Genomic DNA, 20,346 nt, shown 5'->3' with positions numbered 1-20,346 from the left:
TCAAAGTGGGCCTTTGCGTCTCTGCCCTGTGACCGCCCGCATCTGGCGCTTGCTGAATCGGTCACCAAGGATCGCCCGCCTGTCGCTGCGGGCAAGCAAACGGGGAGCCTGTCGCTCCCGATTGATTTCCTGGGAGACCTCGCGATGTTCGTGCGCTTTGGCTATGAAATCGGCATTCGTTGCCCGCAGCCGACCCCGATGATGACCTATCTTTCCGTCGTGCCGGAACGGCGCTCATGCCTGCGGCGCGAGCATGGTCCAGTCTCTTCGCCGATCGTGAAGATGGAGCAGATCACTGATCCGCATGGCAACACCTGCTTCCGGATGACTGTGCCCGAGGGCGATTTCAAGCTCTGCTATGATGCGGTGATAGAGGATGACGGCAGGCTCGACGCCACGGACCCATTGGCGGATGCGGTGCCGGTCGAGAACCTGCCCGCCGAGTGGCTGCCTTATCTTGCAGCCAGCCGCTACTGCGAAACGGACCGGCTTGGCGCGCTTGCCTGGCGTCTGTTCGGCGATGTGCCAGCCGGCTGGGAGCGCGTCCAGGCGATTTGCGATTATGTCCATGAACGCCTCGTTTTCAGCTACGGCTATGCGCAGGCGATGCGCACGGCACTCGAGGCGCATGAGGATCGCGTCGGTGTCAGCCGCGACTACGCCCATCTGGCGATCACCCTCTGTCGCTGCATGAACATGCCGGCGCGCTACGTGAACGGCTATATGGCCGATATCCCCGCGAGCGAACATCCTGCGCCGATGGATTTCAATGCCTGGTTCGAGGTCTATCTCGGCGATCGCTGGCATACGTTCGACGCCAAGAACAACCAGCGGCGGGCGGGGCGCATCGCGGTTGCCCGCGGCCGTGATGCCGCCGACATTCCGCTGATCCAGACCTTCGGCAAACATGAGCTCACCGCTTTCACCGTCTGGACCTGCGTCGAAACGGATAGCGCGCTCAAAGGCTCGCATCGTGCCTCCGACGTTTCGCTGCTCACCCCATGGTTCAGCGAAACCTGGGCGAAGCATCTTCAGGACCGCGACCGCAACCGCCATTGATGAGCGCGATGGCGGCGAACCGATTTTTTACGATTTATGCGATTTGCGGAATTTAATATCTACAAACTCAATGGAAAATATAGGAGAACAAGACAGTCGATGGGCCGTGGCCCTCGCAGGAACGGAGAGACGCGATGAACGCAGCGAAACCGATGATCCAGTCCCGCTACGCACTCTACGGGACCACACCGCAACGCCGCTCACATGTTCATCTCGTTCCGCACGCAATTGCCATCGTTGCCGCCTTCTCTTTCGTCAGCGCCGTCGTCGTCGGCGCCTTCTGACGGCTGCCTCAGCTTTGCCGTGACAGATGCTCGTGCACGGCAAGCCACTCTCCTGACGATTTCCGCTCGAACACGATCGTTTCCCGTTCGTCCGCGGTTGCGGGCTCTCCATTGAATTCCAGTTCGGTCTCGACCCGGTGGGTGAAGACCGCGACATTGCCCACCGTCTGCACATTTCGCTCGCTCGACCGGCAGGCGCGCACGCGAAAACCGTCCCGTTCCTCCCAAAGCGACCACTCGGCCTCGTACTCCGCCCTGCTTTTCAGCGGTCGGTCGAGCGTGTGGAAGATGAAGGTCGCATCCGGCGCGAACGCGGAGAAATAGGCTGTCCGGTCATGCCTGGCGAAAGCGGCAACCAGCTGGTCGGCGGCCTGAAGCACCGACTGTTCGAGATCTTTCATGGGGTTCCCTCTTTATCCGGAAGCAGACTGCTCCGGTGGTCTTCGTGATGGTCAGCGCACTGCAATGAGCGTCGCCAGCGGGCGGTTCTGGCGTGAGACGCGCGCTTTGAGATCGTCGAGCGACATGGTTTCGCGCTTCGCGAACTCGGTGAACATCATGTTGAGATTGTTGAAGAACATCTCGCCGACCGCCTCGGCATCGACATCAAGTGCGACGACGCCCTTGGCCTGAAGTTTGCGGATCAGCGTCGAAACCTGCTCGCATAGCCGACGATCGAGTTCGGTGTAGCGCTTGCTGAACGGGCTCTCCGGCTGCTGGATGGCGATCGCCATCGCGGTGCGCCACATCTCCTTGCTGAGATAGTAGAGCGAGTGATCGTAGTATTCGCCGATCAGCGCGTCCAAGGCGCCCATGACGGAGGCGGGCGGGTTGTCGACGATCGATCCGCCGCCGGCGAGCACTTCCTCGACTTCCATCGACACGGTCGCAAGCAGGATGTCGCCCTTGTTTTCATAGTAGTTGTAGAAGGTTCCGACCGAAATTTCGGCGCGCTCGGCAATGTCCTCGATGCGTGCGCTGTCGTAGCCGACTTCGCGAAAAAGCACGGCGGCGGCGTCGAGAATTCGCCTGTTGCGATCCGCCTTTTGCCGTGCGCGCAGCCCTGTCATTCCAGTGTTTCCCCGAATTATGAATTGGTTCAAAATTGAGATTGACTTAAAAAATGAATTCATTCAATCTTTTTTTGAAGACGCCGAAACGAGCGTCAAAACAAGAGGGCAACAGCATGATGCAGTCAGTTCGTGACGGTGCGCGCCTGCGCCGTTTTTTCTCCTCCACGGCCGCAATCGCGATCGCCGCTCTGTCGACGGTCGCGGCCCCCGCGCCGGTCTTTGCCCAGGAAGAGCTCAATGCGCTCGTCTGGTGCGACCACACCGATCCGGCGCTTCTTGAGCCGTTCGAGAAGGCCAATGACGTGAAGGTCAACGTCAAGGTTTATGAGGGTACCGGGGCAGGGCTCTCGATCCTCGACCAGTCGCAACCGGGCGACTGGGACGTGCTCGTGATCGACGGCGTCGACGTGCACCGGGCCATCGACCTTGATCTGCTTGCCGAAATGCCGGCCCATGCGTTGCCGACCGCCGACATTTTCCCGGAAGTGCGCATGGAGGCCAACAACACCAAGGACGGCAAGACCTACGCCGTCACCGAGAAGTTCGGCTACAACACGATTTCCTACGACAAGACGAAGGTCGACCCAAAGGACATGCAGGACCTTTCGGTTATCTGGTCGGATAAATACAAGGGCCGCATAGCGCTCTACGACTACTATCTGCCGATGATCGGTCTCGTCGGGCTTGGCCTCGGCAAGAAGACCGCCGATCTGAGCGACGCGGACATGCCGGCGATCAAGGAAAAGCTCGCGGCAATGCGGGCCGTTTCCAAGCAGGTGAGCGACGTCGTCTCATCGCAGACCGCGCTTGCGACCGGCGAAGTCGACATTCTCGTCGGCGGCGGCGAATGGATCACCGCTGTTCTCTCGGCCGACAAGCCCAGCCTCGACTGGACCATCCCCGAGCAGGGCGCTGTGCGCTGGGCGCAGTCGATCGGCGTGATGAAGGATTCGACCAAGCAGGATCTGGCGCTGAAGTTCGTACAGTACATCGTGAGCCCCGAGGGCCAGGCGCGGCTTGCGACCTCATCCTGCTATTGGGCGATGCCGGCCAATGCCAAGGCGGGTGAACACCTGACCGACCAGCAGAAGGCGGCCCTGCGCTTCGACCAGCAGGCCGAATATCTGAAGAAGACGCAGCTCTATCCGATCCCGTCGGCCGAGCTCGACCAGCAGTTCCAGGACGCCTGGACGGAAATGCTGCAGCAGTAATGAAAGCAGCGGGCGCGATGTGTCGCGCTCGCCCTTCTTCTTCGCTCGCCGAAATCCTTTGATCTGGAACGGTAATGGCAGACACCGCTTTGACATCAGCGACAGCGCTTGAAGACGCCGACCGGCGCAAGGCCTGGGGCTTCGTTGCTCCAGCGCTTCTGTGGACCGTCGCCTTCTTCGTCGTGCCCTTCGCCTTCATGGCGGCGATGAGCCTCTGGAAGCGGGAAGGGCGGGACATCGTCCATGCCTGGACCTTCGACAACTACGTCCGCTTCTTCTCCGAAAACGCGCTGTTCCGGGGGCTCGTCAACTCGCTCGAAATCACCGTTATCGTCACGGTGATCTCGGTGCTGCTCGCCTATCCGCTCGCCTGGATCATCGCCGAGCGCGTGCCGAAGCGGCTGCAGCGCATGGCGCTGATCCTGGCGATCCTGCCGTTCTGGACCTCCTATGTGGTGCGCTCCTATTCCTGGCTGCTGGTGTTATCGAAGAACGGTGTAATCAATCAGGTCTTCATGAGCATCGGCCTTATCTCCGAGCCGCTGGAGCTGGCGAGCACGCGCACGGCCACGGTCATTGGCTTCGTGCACTTCTTCGTCATGCTTTTGACGCTGACGATCTATTCCAACCTGATCCAGCTTTCGCCAAACTACCGCCGCGCGGCCGCAGACCTCGGCGCCAATGCCTTCCAGACCTTCTGGCATGTGGTGCTGCCCTTGACGCTGCCCGGTATCATGACCGGCGCCTTCCTTACCTTCGTGCTTTGCATCGGCGACTATGTCACGCCGCAGATCCTCGGCGGCAACAACGAGCTGGTGCTGCCGCAGATCATCATGCTGCAGCTCGGGCGCCGGGCGGATTTCCCGATGGCAGCGGCGCTGTCGATCGTGCTGATGCTCGCCGTCACCGTCGCCTATCTCGCCTGCGCTCGCTGGCTGAAGATCGAGAGGGCCTGACGATGCTGCGCCAGATCTCCGCAAGCGTGCTCTCCTGGACCTATCTCGTCCTCGTCTATGCCTTCATCTTCCTGCCGGTTGCCGTATTGGTGCTGTTCTCGTTCCAGGATGGTCGCCTGCCGGTGCCGCCGTTCAACGGCTTTTCGCTGCAATGGTACGAGGCGGTTTTCGCCGACCGCAAGCTGATGGCAGCGCTTGGTAACTCGATGGTCGTGGCGCTCGTCTCCTCGGTCATCTCCGTGCTGCTCGGCTTTCTCGCAGCCTATGCGCTCGCGCGCTACAAGCTGCCCGGCTCGGCGCTGCAAAGGGGACTGCTGATCGCGCCGATGACGGTCAGCTACCTGATCATCGCGCTTGGCCTTTTGTCGCTCATGAACGCGCTGCATATCCCGCTGTCGCTGATGACGGTCGGCATCGGCCATGTGGTGATCAACCTGCCGCTCTGCTTTGCCATCATCTATGCCTCGATGGGGGATCATCACATCAACATCGAGCGGGCGGCGCGCGATCTCGGCGCCAACGATTTCAAAGTGATGGCGCTGGTGACGGCGCCGATGCTGATGCCGTCGATCCTTGCTGCCTTCTTCCTTTCCGTCACCTTCAGCTGGGACGAGTTCATCATCGCCTTCCTGCTGTCGCGCTTCGACGTGACGCTGCCCGTCGAGATCTGGAGCATGCTGCGCTCCGGCCTCAACCCCAAGACCAATGCCATCGGCTCGCTGGTGTTCTTAGCCTCTGTCGCCGTGCTCCTCATCCTTGAGCTTTCCCTGTTCGGAAGGACGAAGAAACAATGACCGCTCCTGTCTCGATCGAAAACGTCAGCAAGATCTTCGGTACCTTCACGGCCCTGGATAACGTTTCCCTCGATATCCGGGCTGGCGAGTTCATCGTGCTGCTCGGGCCGTCCGGCTGCGGCAAGACCACGCTTCTGTCGATCCTTGGCGGCTTTCAGTCGCCAAGCGCGGGACGCGTGACGATCGCGGGGCAGGACATGACCTATGTGGCGCCGGCCAAGCGTCCGACGACGACGATGTTCCAGGACTATGCGCTGTTTCCGCACATGCGCCTTGTCGACAATGTCGGTTTTGGCCTCAGGATGCGCGGCCTTGCCAAGGCCGAGCGGGACGAAAAGGCGCTCGGTTTCCTCGATCTCGTCGGTCTGAAGGCTTCCGCCGGCAAGCGGCCGCACGAGCTCTCGGGCGGCCAGCGCCAGCGCGTGGCGCTCGCCCGCGCGCTTGCCGTCGACCCGGATGTGCTGCTTCTCGACGAACCGCTCGGCGCGCTCGACCTGAAACTGCGCCGCCAGATGCAGGACGAGCTGAAGGCGATCCAAAAGCGCGTCGGCACGACCTTCGTGCACGTCACCCACGACCAGGAAGAGGCGATGGCGATCGCCGACCGGATCGTGGTGATGAACCAGGGCCGTATCGAGGATTTTGGCCCGCCATCGGAGATCTATATGCGCCCGCGCTCGCTGTTTTCGGCGGGCTTCATGGGTGAGGTCAATTTCGTTTCCGGCCGTGTGGCGGCGGCGGACGCCAGCTCCGCCCGTGTCGAAACCCCGCTCGGCAGCCTGGCGCTGCCGACCGGCAACTTTACCGCATCGTCGCCGAAGACCGGCGACCGGATTACGCTCACCATCCGGCCGGAACACTTCCGCGCTGACGACAAGGCAGAGGGTCCGACAGTGGCGCTTGGTGAGGCGCGGGTTGCCGGCAGCGCTTTCTTCGGCACGCATTACCGCTGCCACCTGCAGCCCTGTGCGGCGGACACGAGGGCGCTGGTCGCGCACCTGCCGCAATCGGCAAGCGTGCGCGAGGGCGAGATTGTGCCGCTTGCCGTGCGCGCCGCCGACGTCGTAGCCTTGCCCGCCACGGGTGGACATGCGTAGCACGATGCAGAGAATTGCACCTCAGGACTGGTACCGGGTGAGGCGGCTCGACGACGGCGTCACCGCTATCGATGAGCCCTATATCCAGGAATTCTACCGCTGCAACATCTGGCATGTGCGCGGCCGCGACCGCGATATGCTCGTCGATAGCGGCATGGGTGTCGTGTCGCTCCGGCAATGGGTGCCCCTCGTCACCGAACGCGCCTTGGACGCCGTCGCCAGCCACACCCACTTCGACCATATCGGCTGCCATCACGAGTTCGAGTGCCGCTGCGTGCATTCGGCCGAGGCGGAACTGCTGGCGCATCCGACGCGCAAGAACACGCTCGCCGACCCCTACGTCGCCGACGAGATCTTCGACGCGCTGCCGCCCGAGCCCTACGCCTCCACCACCTATGCGGTGAAGGCGGCGCCGGCGACGCGGCTTCTGGAGGATGGCGACCGTATCGATCTCGGCGACCGGGTCTTCGAGGTGATCCACACGCCCGGCCATTCGCCCGGCGGCATTGCGCTCTTCGAGGCGAAGACCGGCATCCTGTTCTCCGGCGACATCCTCTACGATGGCCCGCTGATCGAGGACACCTATCATTCCAATGCCGACGACTATCTGGCGTCGATGGAACGGCTGCTGAAGATACCCGTGCGTATCGTTCACGGCGGACATTTTCCGAGCTTTTCGGGTGAGCGTTACCGAGCGCTAATCCTTGAATGGCTTGCCGAAAAACAAAAGACAAACTGACGGGAAGGAGGAGCGAATGCTCGACAAACGCAAGTTCTACATCAACGGCGCCTGGGTGGATCCCATCGTCGCCAACGATCTCGAGGTGCTGAACCCGGCGACGGAAAAGCCGGTTGCGGTGATCTCCATGGGCACGGCCGCGGATATCGACCAAGCGGTTGCCGCCGCCAAGAAGGCCTTTGCCAATTATAGCCAGACGAGCGTCGAGGAGCGCCTGGCGCTGCTCGAAAAGCTGCTTGCCGTCTACAAGCGCCGCTATGACGAGATGGTCGACACCATCACCATGGAACTCGGAGCGCCGAAGACCATGACCCGCGAACAGCAGGCCGATGTCGGCGTTGGTCACCTGCAGGGCTTCATCGATGCACTGAAGCGCTTGAAGACCCGCGACCGGTTGCCGAACGGTGACGTGATCCTGCGCGAGCCGATCGGTGTGTGCGGTCTGATCACACCCTGGAACTGGCCGATCAACCAGATCGCGCTGAAGGTGGTGCCCGCACTTGCGACCGGCTCGACCTGCGTCTTGAAGCCGAGCGAGTTCACGCCGCTCAACGCCATGCTTTACGCTGAAATGGTGCATGAGGCGGGCTTCCCGGCCGGCGTCTTCAACCTCGTCAACGGCGACGGCATCAATGCCGGTGCGGCGCTGTCGAAGCATCCCGATATCGACATGATGTCGTTCACCGGCTCGACCCGCGCCGGCATCGCCGTCAGCAAGGATGCCGCCGAGACCGTCAAGCGCGTGACGCTGGAGCTCGGTGGCAAGTCGCCGAACATCGTCTTTGCCGACGCCGATCTCGAAGACCGCGTCACCGGCAGCGTGCTCGAATGCTTCAACAATTCCGGCCAGTCCTGCGACGCGCCGACCCGCATGCTGGTGGAGCGCAGCGTCTATGACCAGGTGGTTGAGATCGCCAAGCGCGTCGGCCGCGAGGCGAAAGTCGGAGACCCGACGCAAGAGGGCGGCCATATCGGCCCGCTCGTCAGTCACATCCAGTTCGGCCGGGTGCAGGCGCTGATCGAAGCAGGCATTGCCGAAGGCGCGCGCCTGCTTGTGGGCGGTGCCGGCAAGCCTGAGGGCTTCGAGACCGGCTACTTCGTCAAGCCGACGATCTTTGCCGACGTCAACAACGACATGCGCATCGCCCGCGAGGAGGTCTTCGGACCGGTGCTCGCGATCATCCCCTTCGACACCGAGGAGGAGGCGATCGCTGTTGCCAACGACACCAACTACGGTCTCGCAGCCTATGTGCAGACAGGTGACCCGAAACGGGCCGAGCGCGTCGCCGGACGCCTGCGCGCCGGCATGGTGCACATCAATGGCGGGCCGCACCGCTACGGCAGCCCGTTCGGCGGCTACAAGCAGTCCGGCAACGGTCGCGAAGGTGGCATGTTCGGCCTTGAGGACTTCCTCGAAGTGAAGACCGTGCACGTTCCCGACGCGGCCTGACAAACGAGTTATCGCGTCTGCCAGACGGAGAAATCGGCGGCCGCCCTGTCTGCGCAGGGCGGCCGCCATTGTTCGGGTGGGCGATTTATTGCGACTGTCGCCGATGCCGGTCTTCTGTTAGCTGCCTTGTCGAGGGCGCGAAGATCGCCCGCCAGCAGAATAGCGACATTGCCTTGACCCCAGTACCCGCCACCGCTTCCTCCCAAAATCGCCTTGCCATGGCTGCCCTCCTCATCGGCGGTGCTGCGATTGGCGGTTCGCCGATCTTCGTGCGGCTGTCCGAGGTGGGGCCGATGGCGACGGCCTTCTGGCGGGTGGCACTGGCGCTGATCCCGCTTCTCGCCTGGTCGTGGTTTCGCGGTGAGGGCGCCAACGACCGGCGCCCGCAAAAGCTCTCCGAGTACGCGCTGCTGGTTCTGCCCGGCGTGTTTCTCGCCATCGATCTTGCGGCCTGGCACTACGCGCTGACGAAGACGTCAGTCGCCAATGCCACGCTGCTTGCCAATCTCGCGCCCGTCTTCGTGACGCTTGCCAGTTGGCTGTTGTTCCGAGCGCGGATCAGCGCTGTCTTTGCCATCGGGCTGGTGACGGCAGTCGTCGGTGTGGTCACCCTCAAGGGCGGGCCGATGGCGCTTGGTGACGGCAATCTGCTGGGCGATGGCGTCGCCGTTGTCGCCGCGATGTTCTATGCCGGCTATATCCTGGCGATCGGCCGGCTGCGCAGCCTGTTCAGCACGATCAGGATCATGGTCTGGAGTACGGCCTCGGCTGCCATCTGCATGCTGCCGATCGTGCTTCTGTCGGAGCCGACGCTGTTGCCGCCGACCGCGTTCGGCTGGGCGATGCTGTTCGGTCTCGCCTTCGTCAGCCATGCCGGCGGGCAGGTGGCGATCACCTATGCACTCGCCTATCTGCCGCCCGCCTTCTCGTCGCTCACCCTCTTGTTGCAGCCAGTGGTCGCGGCGATCCTCGCCTGGATCCTGCTTGCCGAACCCGTCGGCCTGATGCAGGCGATCGGCGGCGCGATCGTCCTTGTCGGCATCCTGATCGCGCGGCGCGGATGACGCCGCGCGCTTTCCTCAGAGCAATTCCAGGAAAAGTGTGAAACGGTTTTCCGTCCGGAATTGCGTCATTTCAAAGTCTTAGAGACCCGGCGGCGTGAAGTTCGCCAGACGCTCCTCGAGCTTGCGGATCGTATCGGCATCCGCGTTGGCAAAGGCGAAGCGCAGGTAGTTCTCCTGGCCCTCACCGAAGTAATCGCCCGGCAGGCAGACGACTCCGGCGAGTTTGGCCAGCTTCTCGGCGATGAACTGCGAGTCGATGTCGGGGAAGGGGTGGCGGACATAGGCGAAATAGGCGCCGACCGCCTGCAGCTTCCACTTCGGCAGGCGGCTCATCACATCCCTAAGCGCATCGGCGCGTGCGGAGATCTCGGCGCGGTTGGCCTGGCGCCATTCGGCAAGCGCCGGTATGGCCTTGGCGACGGCGGCTTGCGCGGAACGCGGTGCGCAGATCTGCAGGTTGTCCATGATCTTCGTCACCTGCTCGATGACGGCAGGGCCGGCGGTGATCGCACCGAGGCGATGGCCGGGAATGCAGAAGGACTTGGAGAAGCTGTAGAGGCCGATGAAGCTATCCTGCCAGCCTTCGGTTGCCAGAAGGCCGTGGGGTGCTGCGGAGGCATCGGGCAGGAAGTCGCGATAGGTCTCGTCGAGGATTAGCCAGACGCCCTTGGCACGGCAGGCTTCGTGGATGCGGGCGAGCAGCTCCGGCGGGTAGACGGCGCCGGTCGGATTGTTGGGCGAGACCAGCGCGAGCGCCCGGATGCCGGGGTGAAGTGCCGCGGCAATTGCATCGACCTCCGGCAGGAAGCCGGCGCCGGCATCGCAAGGTACGAGCTCGACATTGATGCCGAGCATCGACAGCGTCGTTTCCTGGTTGAAGTAATAGGGGTTGGTCATCAGGATCGTATCGCCCGCGCCGGCAATGGCCATTGCCGTGCAGATGAAGGCCTGGTTGCAGCCCGAGGTGATGTGGATGTTGTCGGCGGCGACCGCGGCACCATAGAGGCCGGCGACATGCGCCGCATAGGCCTCACGCAGCTCCGCTTCGCCTTCGATCGCGCCATAGCCGGTGTAAGCGGTTGAGGCTGCAGCCTCACCGAGCCAGGCCAGCATGTCCGGATGGGCGGGATAGCCGGGCACTGCCTGCGACAGGTCGATCAGCGGGCCACGGGAGCCATCGTAGGACTTCGCCCAGGCCAGCACCGAGGGCACGGGCGGCGGCGAGAGCTTTTCGACGAGCGGGTTGAAATGCGGCATGACGGGTGTTCCTGTGGGTTAGGCCTTGGCTTTGCGTTTCTGCGGACGATCGGTGCGGCGAGCACGACTCGGCGCCGAAACCGGCTGAAAACCGTTCTTCTCCGATTTACGATCTGTCGGCTCGGATTTCGAGGTGCGGCTGCGAATAATCGTGCGCGCCGATGTCTGCAGTTCCGGCATCGGGTCGCTTTCGAGTGTTTCGAACATCCAGTCGATGAAGATGCGCACGATCGGTGCCGCCAGCACCTCGTTGCGGCAGGCGACGAAGAAGGCGTCGTTGGCGGGCACCGTCAGGTCGAAAGGAGCGATCAGTTCGCCGCGCGCGATCAGGCTGCCGGCGGTAATCGTATCGCCGAGCGCGACGCCCTGGTTGTGCAGGGCGGCCTCGGTCGAAAGCCGTGCGTCACTCATGAAATGCTGCTGGCCGCGCTGCAGGTCGCTGGCATCCGCCGCCGCAAGCCAGGTGTTCCATTCGCGGCCATCGTCGCCATGCAGCATGACGTGGTCGCGCAGGTCGCGAACCGAGCGCAGTGGCCGCATGTTGAGCAGGGTCGGGCTGACGACAGGGAAAAGTTCGAGACGGCTCCAGAGCTTGGCCCAGGCGCCGGACCAGTTGCCGTCGCCATAGATCAGGCAGACGTCGACGTCGGGCGAGTGGAGATACGCCTCGTCGTTAGAGGCGATCAGCGTCAGACGCACGTCCGGATATTGCTCGGTGAAAAGGTGCAGCCGCGGGATCAGCCAGAAGGAAAGCAGCGCCGGGACGCAGGTGATGCGCAGTTCGCCGCTCGTCGTCGGCCGCGTCATCGCTGCGGTCGCCGCCGCGATTTCGGCAAAGGCGTGGGTGACGGCCGGCAGCAGCAATGCGCCCTGCGGCGTCAATTTCAGCCGCTTGCCGCCGCGCTCAAACAGCGCCGCCTTGACCGAAAGTTCGAGCGCGCGGATCTGGTGGCTGATCGCACCGTGGGTGACGTTGAGTTCACGCGCCGCGGCCGAAACGGAGCCCCGCCGCGCCGTCGCTTCGAAGGCGCGCAAGGGGTTGAGGGGAGGCAGGCGGCTGGACAAATCGGGGTGTTCCGGCGGTTGCTGTGATGTGAATTTTTCTCACACGAAACGCTATAACAATGTCAATTGATTTTCTAGGGGAATTGCCGCCTAATATTCATCAACAAAGGCGAAAACGCCTGGGGAACATGAACGCGCCGGACGAGCCGGCACCTTCCGCAGACAGATATCTGTGGCGCCTTCGCGCGCATGCCTCAGGCTATGGAAGACGGAGGATTGAATCGATGGCCTGGAACGACAACAAGCTTGCCGAACTGAAGGCAAAGTATGGCGAAAGCCATGGCGGCGAGCTGTTCGACCCGACCTTCCGCAAGGTCGCCGACAAGATCTTCAACAAGAGCGGCACACGTCTCGCGCCCTATTCCGGCATCCCGACCTTCCTGACGGCGCCGCACATGCCTGTCGACGCGGAGAACCCGGATTTCGGCAATCTGCAGGTGGCGATCGTCGGCATTCCCATGGATCTCGGCGTCACCAACCGTCCGGGCTCGCGCTTTGGACCGCGGGCGCTGCGCTCGATCGAGCGTATCGGCCCTTATAACCACGTGCTCGGCTGCACGCCGGTTCAGGAACTCCGCGTCGCGGATATCGGCGACGTGCCGTTCCAGAGCCGCTACCGGCTGGAACTCAGCCATGAGGACATCGAGAAGCGCATCAACCAGATCGTCGATGCCGGCGTGCTGCCGCTGTCGGTCGGCGGCGACCACTCGATCACCCACCCGATCCTGAAAGCGGTCGGCAAGAAGCGCCCGGTCGGTATGATCCACATCGACGCGCATTGCGACACCGGCGGCGCCTACGACCTCACCAAGTTCCACCATGGCGGTCCGTTCCGTAACGCGGTGCTCGACGGCGTGCTCGACCCGACCCGCGTCGTGCAGATCGGCATCCGCGGTTCGGCCGAATATCTTTGGGAGTTCTCCTACGAGTCCGGCATGACCGTCATCCATGCGGAGGAAGTGACCGGTCTCGGCATTCCCGCGATCATCGAGAAAGCGAAGAAGATCGTCGGCGACGGCCCGACCTATCTGTCCTTCGACATCGACAGCCTCGATCCATCCTTCGCGCCGGGTACCGGCACGCCGGAAGTCGGCGGTCTGACGACCCGCGAAGTGCTGGAATTGATCCGTGGCCTCAAGGGCATCAACCTCGTCGGCGGCGACGTCGTCGAAGTGGCGCCGCAATATGACTCGACCACCAACACGGCCCATGCGGGCGCGCAGGTGCTCTTCGAAATCCTGAGCCTCATGGTCTTCAGCCCGGCGATCACGGGCAAGTCCGCCTGAGACCTGACTAAGGGTTCGTCGGCTGCCGGACCGGAAACGGCGGCCGGCCACCAGACTGCACAATCTCAAAGCTTCCGGGTAGGGGAATTACCATGATGATCCATGCAAAACTGAAGACAGCCTTCGCCGCCGCCCTGATGCTCGGGGCCGCCGCAGGCATCGCCAGGGCCGACGCGCTCGCCGATATCAAGTCCGCCGGCCAGATCAATGTCGGCATCTTCTCCGACTTCCCGCCGTTCTCCTCGGCCAGCGCCGACATGAGCATCAAGGGCTATGACGTCGATGTCGCCCAGCAGATCGCCGATGATCTCGGCGTCAAGCTCAACCTCGTCAGCGTCACAGGGCAGAACCGCATTCCCTATCTCAACGACAAGCGCGTCGACATCCTGATGAGCGTCGGCTTCTCCAAGGAGCGCGCCGAGGTGATCGATTTTGCCGCGGCTTACGCGCCTTACTACATCGCCGTCATCGGCCCGGCGGAACTGAAGGTTGCCGGCAAGGAAGACCTTGCCGAGAAGACCATCGCCGTCAATCGCGGCACGCTGGAAGACACCTCGCTTACCGAGGCGGCCCCGGCCAATGCCGACATCCAGCGCTTCGACAACTACAATGCTGTGATCCAGGCCTTCATCTCCGGTCAGACACAACTGATGGTCGTCGGCAACGACGTCGGCGCCCAGGTTCTGGCCCGCCAGGAAGCGTTGAAACCGGAGCAGAAGTTCCAGCTTCTGACCTCGCCGTCGCATATCGGCCTCAACAAGAGCGAGGAAGGCCTGAAGAAGGCGGTCAACGACTCCGTTGCCAAAATGCTCTCGGACGGCAAGTTGAACGCGAGCTCGGAGGCCTGGCTGAAGACGCCGCTCAACCCCGACAACCTCAAGGACTAACAAGCTCGGTGGCCGCGGGGGGCAATCCCCTCGCGGCCCGCTTGAGGAAAGGTTGCGACGATGGGCTACGGCCTCAGCTTCGGTTGGCTCAAGGACGCCGCGGGCGCAATCGCCCATGGCGCGGCCATGACCGTGTTCCTGATCGCCTGCACCACGGTGCTCGGCATCCTGATCAGCATTCTCTTCGCCGCCGCCCGTCGCAGCCGCTATGGCGTCTTGCGCAAGGCGGTGGCCGTCTACGTCGAAGTCGTCAGGAACACGCCGTTCCTGGTGCAGCTGTTCTTCATCTATTTCGGCCTGCCGAGCCTCGGCATCCGGCTCGACCCGATCGTCGCGGCTATCGTCGCCATGACGCTGAATATGGCGGCCTATACGACCGAGATCGTTGGTGCGGGTCTCGATGCTGTGCCGAAGGGGCAGAGCGAGGCGGCGTTTGCGCTCGGGCTTAAGCCCCGCCAGGTCTTCGTCAAGATCATCCTGCCGCAGGCGCTGAAGGTGATTTTCCCGGCGCTCACCAGCCAGGTGATCATCATGATGCTGGAATCGGCGGTCGTCTCGCAGATCGCGGTGCGGGAGTTGGCGCATGAGGCGGACCTGCTGCAGGCGCGCACTTTCCGCTCATTCGAGACCTATTTCGTCGTCACGCTGATCTATCTCGGCCTGTCGATGGCGCTTCGGCGGCTGTTCGTCGCCGGCGGGCGCCGCGTGCTTGGAGCGGGCGTGTCATGATCGAGTTCACCTTCTGGGACATCCTGCGCAACCTGATCTTCGCTACGCGGTGGACGATCCTGCTGTCGATCGTCGCTTTTGCCGGCGGCGCAGCAGTGGGGCTTGCCGTCCTTGCAGCGCGCATTTCCGAGCGCCGTTGGGCGCGGCGCTTCGGCTCCGGCTACATCGCGCTCTTCCAGGGAACACCGCTCCTGATGCAGCTGTTCCTGATGTTCTTCGGCCTGCCGATGCTCGGTTTCCGCATCGAGCCGTGGACGGCGGCAGCCCTCGGATTGACCTTCTATGCCAGTGCCTATCTCGCCGAGATCTGGCGTGGCGGGGTCGAGGCACTGCCGCGCGGGCAGTGGGATGCCGGCGCGAGCCTCGGGCTGCACCGGTTGCAGGAACTGCGGCTCGTCATCCTGCCGCAGGCCTTCGCCATCACCCGGCCGGCCGCCGTCGGCTTCCTCGTGCAGCTCATCAAGAGCACGGCGCTGACCTCGATCATCGGCTTCGAAGAGCTTCTCAGAACCGCGAATGCGATCAATAATGCAACCTTCGAACCTTTCACGGTCTATGGGCTGGTCGCGGTGATCTTCTTCGTGCTGTGTTATCCGCTGACACAATATTCGCGCATGCTGGAGCGCAAAACAGCCGCGCACTGAGACTGAAAATGTGCAAGAAATCAAACAGAACAGGGAACAAGGCGGATCACCGCCGAAACAAAGGAGAACGCGAATGATCACCACTTCCATCAAGCGCCGCACGCTGCTCGGCGCCGGCCTTGCCGGTGCCTCCATGCTGGCGATGCCGTCGATCCTGCGCGCGCAGGACAAGTCGCTGAAGGTCGGCGTCTATGGCGGCTACTTCAAGGATTCGTTCGACAAGAACATCTTCCCGGAATTCACCAAAGCGACCGGCATTGCCGTCGAGTCGATCGCGGAACCGACCGGTGAAGCCTGGCTCGTCCAGCTCGAACAGGCCGCCCGCGCCGGCCAGGCCCCAGCCGACGTTTCGATGATGTCGCAGGTCGCGATGCTGAAGGGCCAGTCGACCGATCTCTGGACGCCGCTCGATACCGCCAAGATCAAGAATGCCTCGAACCTGCTTGATCGCTTCGTCAACAAGTATCCGGACGGACGCATTGCCGGCATCGGCGCGGTTTCCTGGTACATCACGCTGGTGACCAACACCGACGTCTACAAGGAAGCGCCGACCTCCTGGACCGCCTTCTGGGATCCGGCGAACGCCGACAAGCTCGGCCTGCTCGCGCTCGTCTCCAACTCGTTCCTGCTCGAAGTGACGGCCAAGACGTTCTTCGGCGGCACCAATGCGCTCGACACCGAAGAAGGCCTTCTCAAGGCGTTCGACAAGCTTGCCGAAGTGAAGCCCAACGTTCGCCTGTGGTACCGCGACGAGGCGCAGTTCGAGCAGTCGCTGAAGTCGGGCGAAATCCCGATGGGCCAGTACTATCACGACGTCACCGGCCTTGCTGCTGCCGACGGTCACCCGGTCCGCTCCACCTTCCCGAAGGAAGGCGGCATTCAGGATTCCGGTTGCTGGGCACTGTCGCGTGCCTCGCAGAAGTCCGAGGAAGCCCATATCTTCATCGACTACATGTGCCAACCCTCGATCCAGGCGACGCTGTCGCGCAAGGTCGGAACGTCGCCGACCGTCAAGCGCGAGGTTACGGATCTGACCGACAAGGAATTCGCAGCCGTCTCGTCGGATATCGAGCCGATCATTCCGCGCTACGATCTCTACCAGACCAAGTCGGATTGGCTGAACCAGAAGTGGACCGAGCTGATCGTCGGCTGATCCGGCCTGCTCCCCGGCCTCCGGGGAGAGCCACAAGCATAACGACGGGGAGGGGCCTTGCAGCCGCTCCCCGCCTGAAACCCTCCCATGAGGCGGAGGGAACCATCCTCGCGGAGAAACAATGTCCGGACTTGCCCTTCAAAACGTCGTCAAGGAATTCGGAGCCTTTAGGGCCGTCAACAATGTCGATCTGACGGTGCCGCACGGCACCTTCGTCTGCATGCTCGGACCATCTGGCTGCGGCAAGACCACGCTGCTGCGCATGATCGCCGGGCTTGATCTGCCGACCGGCGGCGCGATCCGGCTCGACGGCGAGGACATCACCCGGGTTCCGACGCACAAGCGCAACCTCGGCATGGTGTTCCAGTCGTTGGCGCTGTTTCCGCACCTTACCGTCGGCGAAAACATCGCCTACCCCCTGCGCATCCGCGGTGCGGCAAAAGAAGACCAGAAGAAGCGCGTCGACGAGCTTCTGTCGATGATCCATCTTTCGGGCTATGCCGACCGGCCGGTCGCCAAGCTGTCCGGCGGCCAGCGCCAGCGCGTGGCGATCGCCCGCGCCCTGTCGATCTCGCCGAAACTGTTCCTGCTCGACGAACCGCTTTCGGCGCTCGACGCGAAGCTGCGCGAGGCGATGCAGGTGGAACTGCGCCAGCTGCAGCAGAAGCTGGGCATCACCACCATCGTCGTTACCCACGACCAGCGCGAAGCGATGACCATGGCCGACACCGTCGTCGTCATGAGCGGCGGCGAGATCCGCCAGGCTGCGTCGCCGATCGAAATCTATCGCCGCCCGGCCGACAGCTTTGTCGCCGACTTCATCGGCCAGACCAACCTGCTCGAGGTACAGGCCGACAGGGCCGGCCGCGCGGAAGTGCTCGGTCATGTCGTCCCCGGCCTCGCCCTGCCTGCGGGCGCCAACAAGGGCACGCTGTCGGTCCGCCCGGAAGACGTGCACCTGACGGCGCCCGGCGCCGGGGCGCTCACCGGCAAGGTCACCTTCGTGCGCGATCTTGGCGGCACGATCGAAACCTTCGTCGATATCGCGGGACACCAGATTGTCGCCGTCTCGACGCCGCGCGCCCGGCCCGACGTTTCCGTCGGCCAGGAGGTCGGCATCGCGCTCACACCCGATGTCTGCGTGGTGCTGAAGAAATGAGACGCGAACCGCCCCAAACCTTTGGTGACTACCTGCCGCTCCTCTTTCCGGCGGCCATGCTGACGATCTTCTTCGTCGTGCCCTTCGGCACGATGATCGCCGTCAGCTTCTTCCAGCGCCAGCAGGGCGGCTTCTACACGCCGGCCTTCGTCTTCGACAATTACGCCCGCTTCCTCTCGGTCTTTTTCGGCGGTGTGCTCGGCTTTTCGCTGATGCTCGCCGTCATCGTGGCGATCTGCTGCGTCGTGCTCGCCTTGCCCTTCACCTACATGCTGACGCGCATGGCGCGGAAGGTACAGGTCGTGTGGCTGGTGGCGCTCCTGTCGATCCTGTCGCTCTCGGAAGTCATCATCGGCTTTGCCTGGTCGACGCTGTTTTCGCGCACCGCAGGGATCACCAACATCCTCGTTGCGCTCGGCATCATGGAGCAGGCCAAGGCCTTGACGCCGAGCTTCGGCGCGGTCTTGACCGGCATGGTCTATCAGGCCTTCCCCTATACGGTGCTCGTACTCTTCCCGGCGCTCGTGCGTCTCGATCCGACCCTGACGGAAGCCGCGCGCACGCTCGGCGCCTCGCCGCTCAAAGCCTTCTTCACCGTGGTCGTGCCGGCGCTGCGCAACACCATCACCGCCACCTTGATCATGGTCTTCATCTTCGCGCTCGGCTCCTATCTGTTGCCGCAGCTTCTCGGCCGGCCGCAGCACTGGACGCTGTCGGTGCTGATCACCGACCAGGCGATCTACCAGTCGAACATGCCGTTTGCCGCCGCCATGGCCGTGTTCCTCGTGCTGGTCACGCTCGGGCTCGTGGCGCTCACCGTGATTGCCGGACGCAAGGGAGAAGCGGCATGACCTCGATCTTCCGCAAGGCCTACTTCTTCCTGATCGGCCTGTTCCTGTCGCTGCCGCTGATCGTCGTTGCCGGCGTCTCGGTCAACCAGAAGCAGACGCTCGCCTTTCCGCCGCAGGGCTTTTCGCTCTCCTGGTATGGCGAGATCTTCCTCAATCCGGAATGGCGCAACGCGCTCTTTGCCTCGGTGACGCTGGCGGTGCTTTCGGCGGCGCTTGCGGTGGCGATCGCGCTGCCGCTCTCCTGGTTCCTGTGGCGGCGGATCGCGCCGTGGGCGAACATTTTTCAGCTTCTCGGTGTCGCGCCGTTCACGCTGCCGCCCGTCATCACCGCGCTCGGCATGCTCACCTTTTGGGCGACGGTCGGTTTCTACGGCCAGCCGTGGACGGCCGTCGTCAGCCACGCAATCTTCTTCGTGACGCTGCCGCTGGTGACGTTGTCGCTCGGTTTCACCTCGATCGACCGCTCGCTGGTCGAGGCCGCCTCGACCATGGGGGCGGATGAGCGCACGATCTTCCGCACCGTCGTGCTGCCGCTGATTCTGCCCTATATCGTGTCGGGCTACGCCTTCGCCTTCGTGCTGTCGCTCAACGAATACATCGTTGCCTACATGACGGTTGGCTTCACGGTGGAAACGCTGCCGATCAAGATCTTCAATGCGCTGCGCTACGGCTATACGCCGACCATGGCGTCGGTGACGGTACTCTTCGTCACGACCGCCGCGGTGATCTTCAGCCTCGTCGCCCGTTTCGGCGACCTGCCGAAGCTGCTTGGCGCCATGTCGTCGGATGGAAAATGATGAAACTCGCCGCCCTCCAGATGCAATCGGCGGCGGGTGACGTCGCCGCCAATCTTGACCGCATTGCCCGTGCCGCGGCGGAAGCTGCAGGACAAGGGGCGACGCTGCTTTTGACGCCCGAACTCGGCGTCACCGGCTATGGCGCCGGCGAGGCGTTGACAGCGCTCGCCGAGGCGCCGGATGGCGCGATCGTTCAGCGCCTCAAGGCGATTTCCGCTGAGACGGGCATTGCGCTCATCGCCGGCTTTGCCGAGCGCGACGGCGACGACGTCTATAACAGCGCCGTCTATGTCGATGGCGATGCCGCGCCGGTCGTCTACCGCAAGTCCCATCTCTACGGCGACTATGAGCGTTCGATCTTCCGCGCGCCGGAGCCGTCGACGCGGCTCTTCACACATCGTGGCGTCACCTGCGGCATGCTGATCTGCTACGACGTCGAGTTTCCGGAGAATGTGCGGCGGCTGGCGCTCGCCGGCGCCGAGGCCGTGCTGGTGCCGACGGCGCTGCCGGCGGGCTGGTCCGGCGATTTCATCGCCGAGCACATGATCCAGACGCGCGCCTTCGAGAACCAGGTGTTCGTCGCCTACATCAACCATTGTGGTTCGGACTCGCTGTTCTCCTTCGCCGGGCTGTCGCGCATTGCAGCACCCGACGGGCAGTTGCTCGCCAAGGCGGGGTCTGGGCAGGAAGCCGTGCTCCTCGTCGACATCGACCCCAAGGCCTACGCAATCTCCCGCCTTGAAAACACCTATCTCGGCGATCTCAATCGCCGCTGAGCGCGCCTCGATCGC

The 20,346-nt window shown here is 63.2% G+C and carries 22 protein-coding genes; 18 read left to right on the top strand and 4 right to left on the bottom strand.

Going from position 1 to position 20,346, the window contains the following annotated elements; all coding sequences use genetic code 11:
- The first annotated feature begins 144 nt into the window (after window positions 1–144).
- Together IB277_RS33370 and IB277_RS33365 are read left to right on the top strand one after the other, a co-directional pair.
- Window positions 145–1,059, top strand: coding sequence for a transglutaminase family protein (locus IB277_RS33370; protein ID WP_034798891.1), 915 nt, complete (start codon window positions 145–147; stop codon window positions 1,057–1,059).
- 134 nt (window positions 1,060–1,193) lie between these two features.
- Window positions 1,194–1,343: a hypothetical protein gene (locus IB277_RS33365; RefSeq protein WP_034798890.1), complete on the top strand. Its 150-nt coding sequence runs from the start codon at window positions 1,194–1,196 to the stop codon at window positions 1,341–1,343.
- 8 nt (window positions 1,344–1,351) lie between these two features.
- Here the strand turns inward: IB277_RS33365 and IB277_RS33360 are convergent, their stop codons facing one another.
- Both IB277_RS33360 and IB277_RS33355 read right to left on the bottom strand, forming a co-directional pair.
- Window positions 1,352–1,744, bottom strand: a complete 393-nt coding sequence (locus IB277_RS33360) for a nuclear transport factor 2 family protein (protein WP_090298288.1) — start codon at window positions 1,742–1,744, stop codon at window positions 1,352–1,354.
- A gap of 51 nt (window positions 1,745–1,795) precedes the next feature.
- The gene (locus IB277_RS33355) at window positions 1,796–2,413 is read right to left on the bottom strand and encodes a TetR/AcrR family transcriptional regulator (protein ID WP_089045837.1); all 618 of its coding nucleotides are present in this window, start codon (window positions 2,411–2,413) and stop codon (window positions 1,796–1,798) included.
- Between the two features lie 119 nt (window positions 2,414–2,532).
- Here IB277_RS33355 and IB277_RS33350 point away from each other — a divergent pair, with 119 nt between their 5' ends.
- The 7 genes from IB277_RS33350 to IB277_RS33320 all read left to right on the top strand — a co-directional run bounded on the left by IB277_RS33350 (window position 2,533) and on the right by IB277_RS33320 (window position 9,727).
- Entirely contained in the window at window positions 2,533–3,627 is a 1,095-nt protein-coding gene (locus IB277_RS33350; RefSeq protein ID WP_110819531.1) for an extracellular solute-binding protein, read from the top strand.
- Between the two features lie 74 nt (window positions 3,628–3,701).
- Complete coding sequence (locus IB277_RS33345) at window positions 3,702–4,583, top strand: ABC transporter permease (protein WP_110819504.1); 882 nt, start codon at window positions 3,702–3,704, stop codon at window positions 4,581–4,583.
- A gap of 2 nt (window positions 4,584–4,585) precedes the next feature.
- A complete protein-coding gene (locus tag IB277_RS33340) occupies window positions 4,586–5,377 on the top strand; it encodes an ABC transporter permease (protein ID WP_034798882.1) in 792 nt (263 codons plus the stop codon).
- Window positions 5,374–6,474 carry an ABC transporter ATP-binding protein gene (locus IB277_RS33335; protein ID WP_090298282.1) on the top strand — a complete coding sequence of 367 codons (1,101 nt, stop codon included), beginning with the start codon at window positions 5,374–5,376 and terminating at the stop codon, window positions 6,472–6,474. The genes IB277_RS33340 and IB277_RS33335 overlap by 4 nt, the downstream gene beginning before the upstream one ends.
- Window positions 6,475–6,478: 4 nt before the next feature.
- The gene (locus IB277_RS33330; RefSeq protein WP_090298276.1) at window positions 6,479–7,213 is read left to right on the top strand and encodes an MBL fold metallo-hydrolase; all 735 of its coding nucleotides are present in this window, start codon (window positions 6,479–6,481) and stop codon (window positions 7,211–7,213) included.
- Window positions 7,214–7,229: 16 nt separating this feature from the next.
- Complete coding sequence (locus IB277_RS33325; protein WP_090298273.1) at window positions 7,230–8,663, top strand: aldehyde dehydrogenase family protein; 1,434 nt, start codon at window positions 7,230–7,232, stop codon at window positions 8,661–8,663.
- Window positions 8,664–8,881: 218 nt separating this feature from the next.
- Window positions 8,882–9,727, top strand: coding sequence for a DMT family transporter (locus IB277_RS33320; protein WP_090298271.1), 846 nt, complete (start codon window positions 8,882–8,884; stop codon window positions 9,725–9,727).
- Window positions 9,728–9,805: 78 nt separating this feature from the next.
- On the opposite strand, the gene IB277_RS33315 is transcribed toward IB277_RS33320, so the two are convergent.
- Window positions 9,806–10,984 carry an aminotransferase gene (locus IB277_RS33315; RefSeq protein WP_090298268.1) on the bottom strand — a complete coding sequence of 393 codons (1,179 nt, stop codon included), beginning with the start codon at window positions 10,982–10,984 and terminating at the stop codon, window positions 9,806–9,808.
- Window positions 10,985–11,002: 18 nt separating this feature from the next.
- On the bottom strand, window positions 11,003–12,049 hold the full coding sequence (locus IB277_RS33310; RefSeq protein ID WP_034798872.1) for a LysR substrate-binding domain-containing protein: 1,047 nt from the start codon (window positions 12,047–12,049) through the stop codon (window positions 11,003–11,005).
- A gap of 224 nt (window positions 12,050–12,273) precedes the next feature.
- On the opposite strand from IB277_RS33310, the gene speB reads away from it, so the two are divergent.
- The 9 genes from speB (at window position 12,274) to IB277_RS33265 (ending at window position 20,331) form a co-directional block, all read left to right on the top strand.
- Window positions 12,274–13,335, top strand: a complete 1,062-nt coding sequence (gene speB, locus IB277_RS33305; protein ID WP_034798870.1) for an agmatinase — start codon at window positions 12,274–12,276, stop codon at window positions 13,333–13,335.
- Between the two features lie 92 nt (window positions 13,336–13,427).
- The gene (locus tag IB277_RS33300) at window positions 13,428–14,222 is read left to right on the top strand and encodes a transporter substrate-binding domain-containing protein (protein ID WP_110819505.1); all 795 of its coding nucleotides are present in this window, start codon (window positions 13,428–13,430) and stop codon (window positions 14,220–14,222) included.
- 60 nt (window positions 14,223–14,282) lie between these two features.
- Entirely contained in the window at window positions 14,283–14,951 is a 669-nt protein-coding gene (locus IB277_RS33295; RefSeq protein ID WP_034798866.1) for an amino acid ABC transporter permease, read from the top strand.
- Complete coding sequence (locus IB277_RS33290) at window positions 14,948–15,595, top strand: amino acid ABC transporter permease (protein ID WP_034798864.1); 648 nt, start codon at window positions 14,948–14,950, stop codon at window positions 15,593–15,595. Before IB277_RS33295 ends, IB277_RS33290 begins: the two co-directional genes overlap by 4 nt.
- Before the next feature lie 73 nt (window positions 15,596–15,668).
- Complete coding sequence (locus IB277_RS33285) at window positions 15,669–16,748, top strand: PotD/PotF family extracellular solute-binding protein (protein ID WP_034798862.1); 1,080 nt, start codon at window positions 15,669–15,671, stop codon at window positions 16,746–16,748.
- 121 nt (window positions 16,749–16,869) lie between these two features.
- Window positions 16,870–17,907 carry an ABC transporter ATP-binding protein gene (locus tag IB277_RS33280; protein ID WP_110819507.1) on the top strand — a complete coding sequence of 346 codons (1,038 nt, stop codon included), beginning with the start codon at window positions 16,870–16,872 and terminating at the stop codon, window positions 17,905–17,907.
- Entirely contained in the window at window positions 17,904–18,758 is an 855-nt protein-coding gene (locus tag IB277_RS33275; protein WP_060605215.1) for an ABC transporter permease, read from the top strand. The genes IB277_RS33280 and IB277_RS33275 overlap by 4 nt, the downstream gene beginning before the upstream one ends.
- Window positions 18,755–19,555: an ABC transporter permease gene (locus tag IB277_RS33270; protein WP_034798857.1), complete on the top strand. Its 801-nt coding sequence runs from the start codon at window positions 18,755–18,757 to the stop codon at window positions 19,553–19,555. Before IB277_RS33275 ends, IB277_RS33270 begins: the two co-directional genes overlap by 4 nt.
- Complete coding sequence (locus IB277_RS33265) at window positions 19,552–20,331, top strand: carbon-nitrogen hydrolase family protein (RefSeq protein ID WP_090298259.1); 780 nt, start codon at window positions 19,552–19,554, stop codon at window positions 20,329–20,331. The genes IB277_RS33270 and IB277_RS33265 overlap by 4 nt, the downstream gene beginning before the upstream one ends.
- Window positions 20,332–20,346 lie beyond the last annotated feature (15 nt).

Source organism: Ensifer sp. ENS07 (assembly GCF_014852185.1).
Classification (GTDB): Bacteria; Pseudomonadota; Alphaproteobacteria; order Rhizobiales; family Rhizobiaceae; genus Ensifer; species Ensifer adhaerens.
This window is presented reverse-complemented; position numbering and strand designations above follow the sequence as displayed.

Bases quoted from the DNA above. Each gene is read 5' to 3' on its own strand.
- IB277_RS33335 (WP_090298282.1), top strand. From the start codon at position 5,374: ATGACCGCTCCTGTCTCGATCGAAAACGTCAGCAAGATCTTCGGTACC.
- IB277_RS33280 (WP_110819507.1), top strand. From the start codon at position 16,870: ATGTCCGGACTTGCCCTTCAAAACGTCGTCAAGGAATTCGGAGCCTTT.
- IB277_RS33325 (WP_090298273.1), top strand. From the start codon at position 7,230: ATGCTCGACAAACGCAAGTTCTACATCAACGGCGCCTGGGTGGATCCC.
- IB277_RS33360 (WP_090298288.1), bottom strand. From the start codon at position 1,744: ATGAAAGATCTCGAACAGTCGGTGCTTCAGGCCGCCGACCAGCTGGTT.
- IB277_RS33285 (WP_034798862.1), top strand. From the start codon at position 15,669: ATGATCACCACTTCCATCAAGCGCCGCACGCTGCTCGGCGCCGGCCTT.
- IB277_RS33365 (WP_034798890.1), top strand. From the start codon at position 1,194: ATGAACGCAGCGAAACCGATGATCCAGTCCCGCTACGCACTCTACGGG.
- IB277_RS33345 (WP_110819504.1), top strand. From the start codon at position 3,702: ATGGCAGACACCGCTTTGACATCAGCGACAGCGCTTGAAGACGCCGAC.
- IB277_RS33340 (WP_034798882.1), top strand. From the start codon at position 4,586: ATGCTGCGCCAGATCTCCGCAAGCGTGCTCTCCTGGACCTATCTCGTC.
- IB277_RS33315 (WP_090298268.1), bottom strand. From the start codon at position 10,984: ATGCCGCATTTCAACCCGCTCGTCGAAAAGCTCTCGCCGCCGCCCGTG.
- IB277_RS33355 (WP_089045837.1), bottom strand. From the start codon at position 2,413: ATGACAGGGCTGCGCGCACGGCAAAAGGCGGATCGCAACAGGCGAATT.
- IB277_RS33350 (WP_110819531.1), top strand. From the start codon at position 2,533: ATGCAGTCAGTTCGTGACGGTGCGCGCCTGCGCCGTTTTTTCTCCTCC.
- IB277_RS33265 (WP_090298259.1), top strand. From the start codon at position 19,552: ATGATGAAACTCGCCGCCCTCCAGATGCAATCGGCGGCGGGTGACGTC.
- IB277_RS33275 (WP_060605215.1), top strand. From the start codon at position 17,904: ATGAGACGCGAACCGCCCCAAACCTTTGGTGACTACCTGCCGCTCCTC.
- IB277_RS33300 (WP_110819505.1), top strand. From the start codon at position 13,428: ATGATGATCCATGCAAAACTGAAGACAGCCTTCGCCGCCGCCCTGATG.
- IB277_RS33295 (WP_034798866.1), top strand. From the start codon at position 14,283: ATGGGCTACGGCCTCAGCTTCGGTTGGCTCAAGGACGCCGCGGGCGCA.
- speB (WP_034798870.1), top strand. From the start codon at position 12,274: ATGGCCTGGAACGACAACAAGCTTGCCGAACTGAAGGCAAAGTATGGC.
- IB277_RS33270 (WP_034798857.1), top strand. From the start codon at position 18,755: ATGACCTCGATCTTCCGCAAGGCCTACTTCTTCCTGATCGGCCTGTTC.
- IB277_RS33370 (WP_034798891.1), top strand. From the start codon at position 145: ATGTTCGTGCGCTTTGGCTATGAAATCGGCATTCGTTGCCCGCAGCCG.
- IB277_RS33330 (WP_090298276.1), top strand. From the start codon at position 6,479: ATGCAGAGAATTGCACCTCAGGACTGGTACCGGGTGAGGCGGCTCGAC.
- IB277_RS33290 (WP_034798864.1), top strand. From the start codon at position 14,948: ATGATCGAGTTCACCTTCTGGGACATCCTGCGCAACCTGATCTTCGCT.
- IB277_RS33320 (WP_090298271.1), top strand. From the start codon at position 8,882: ATGGCTGCCCTCCTCATCGGCGGTGCTGCGATTGGCGGTTCGCCGATC.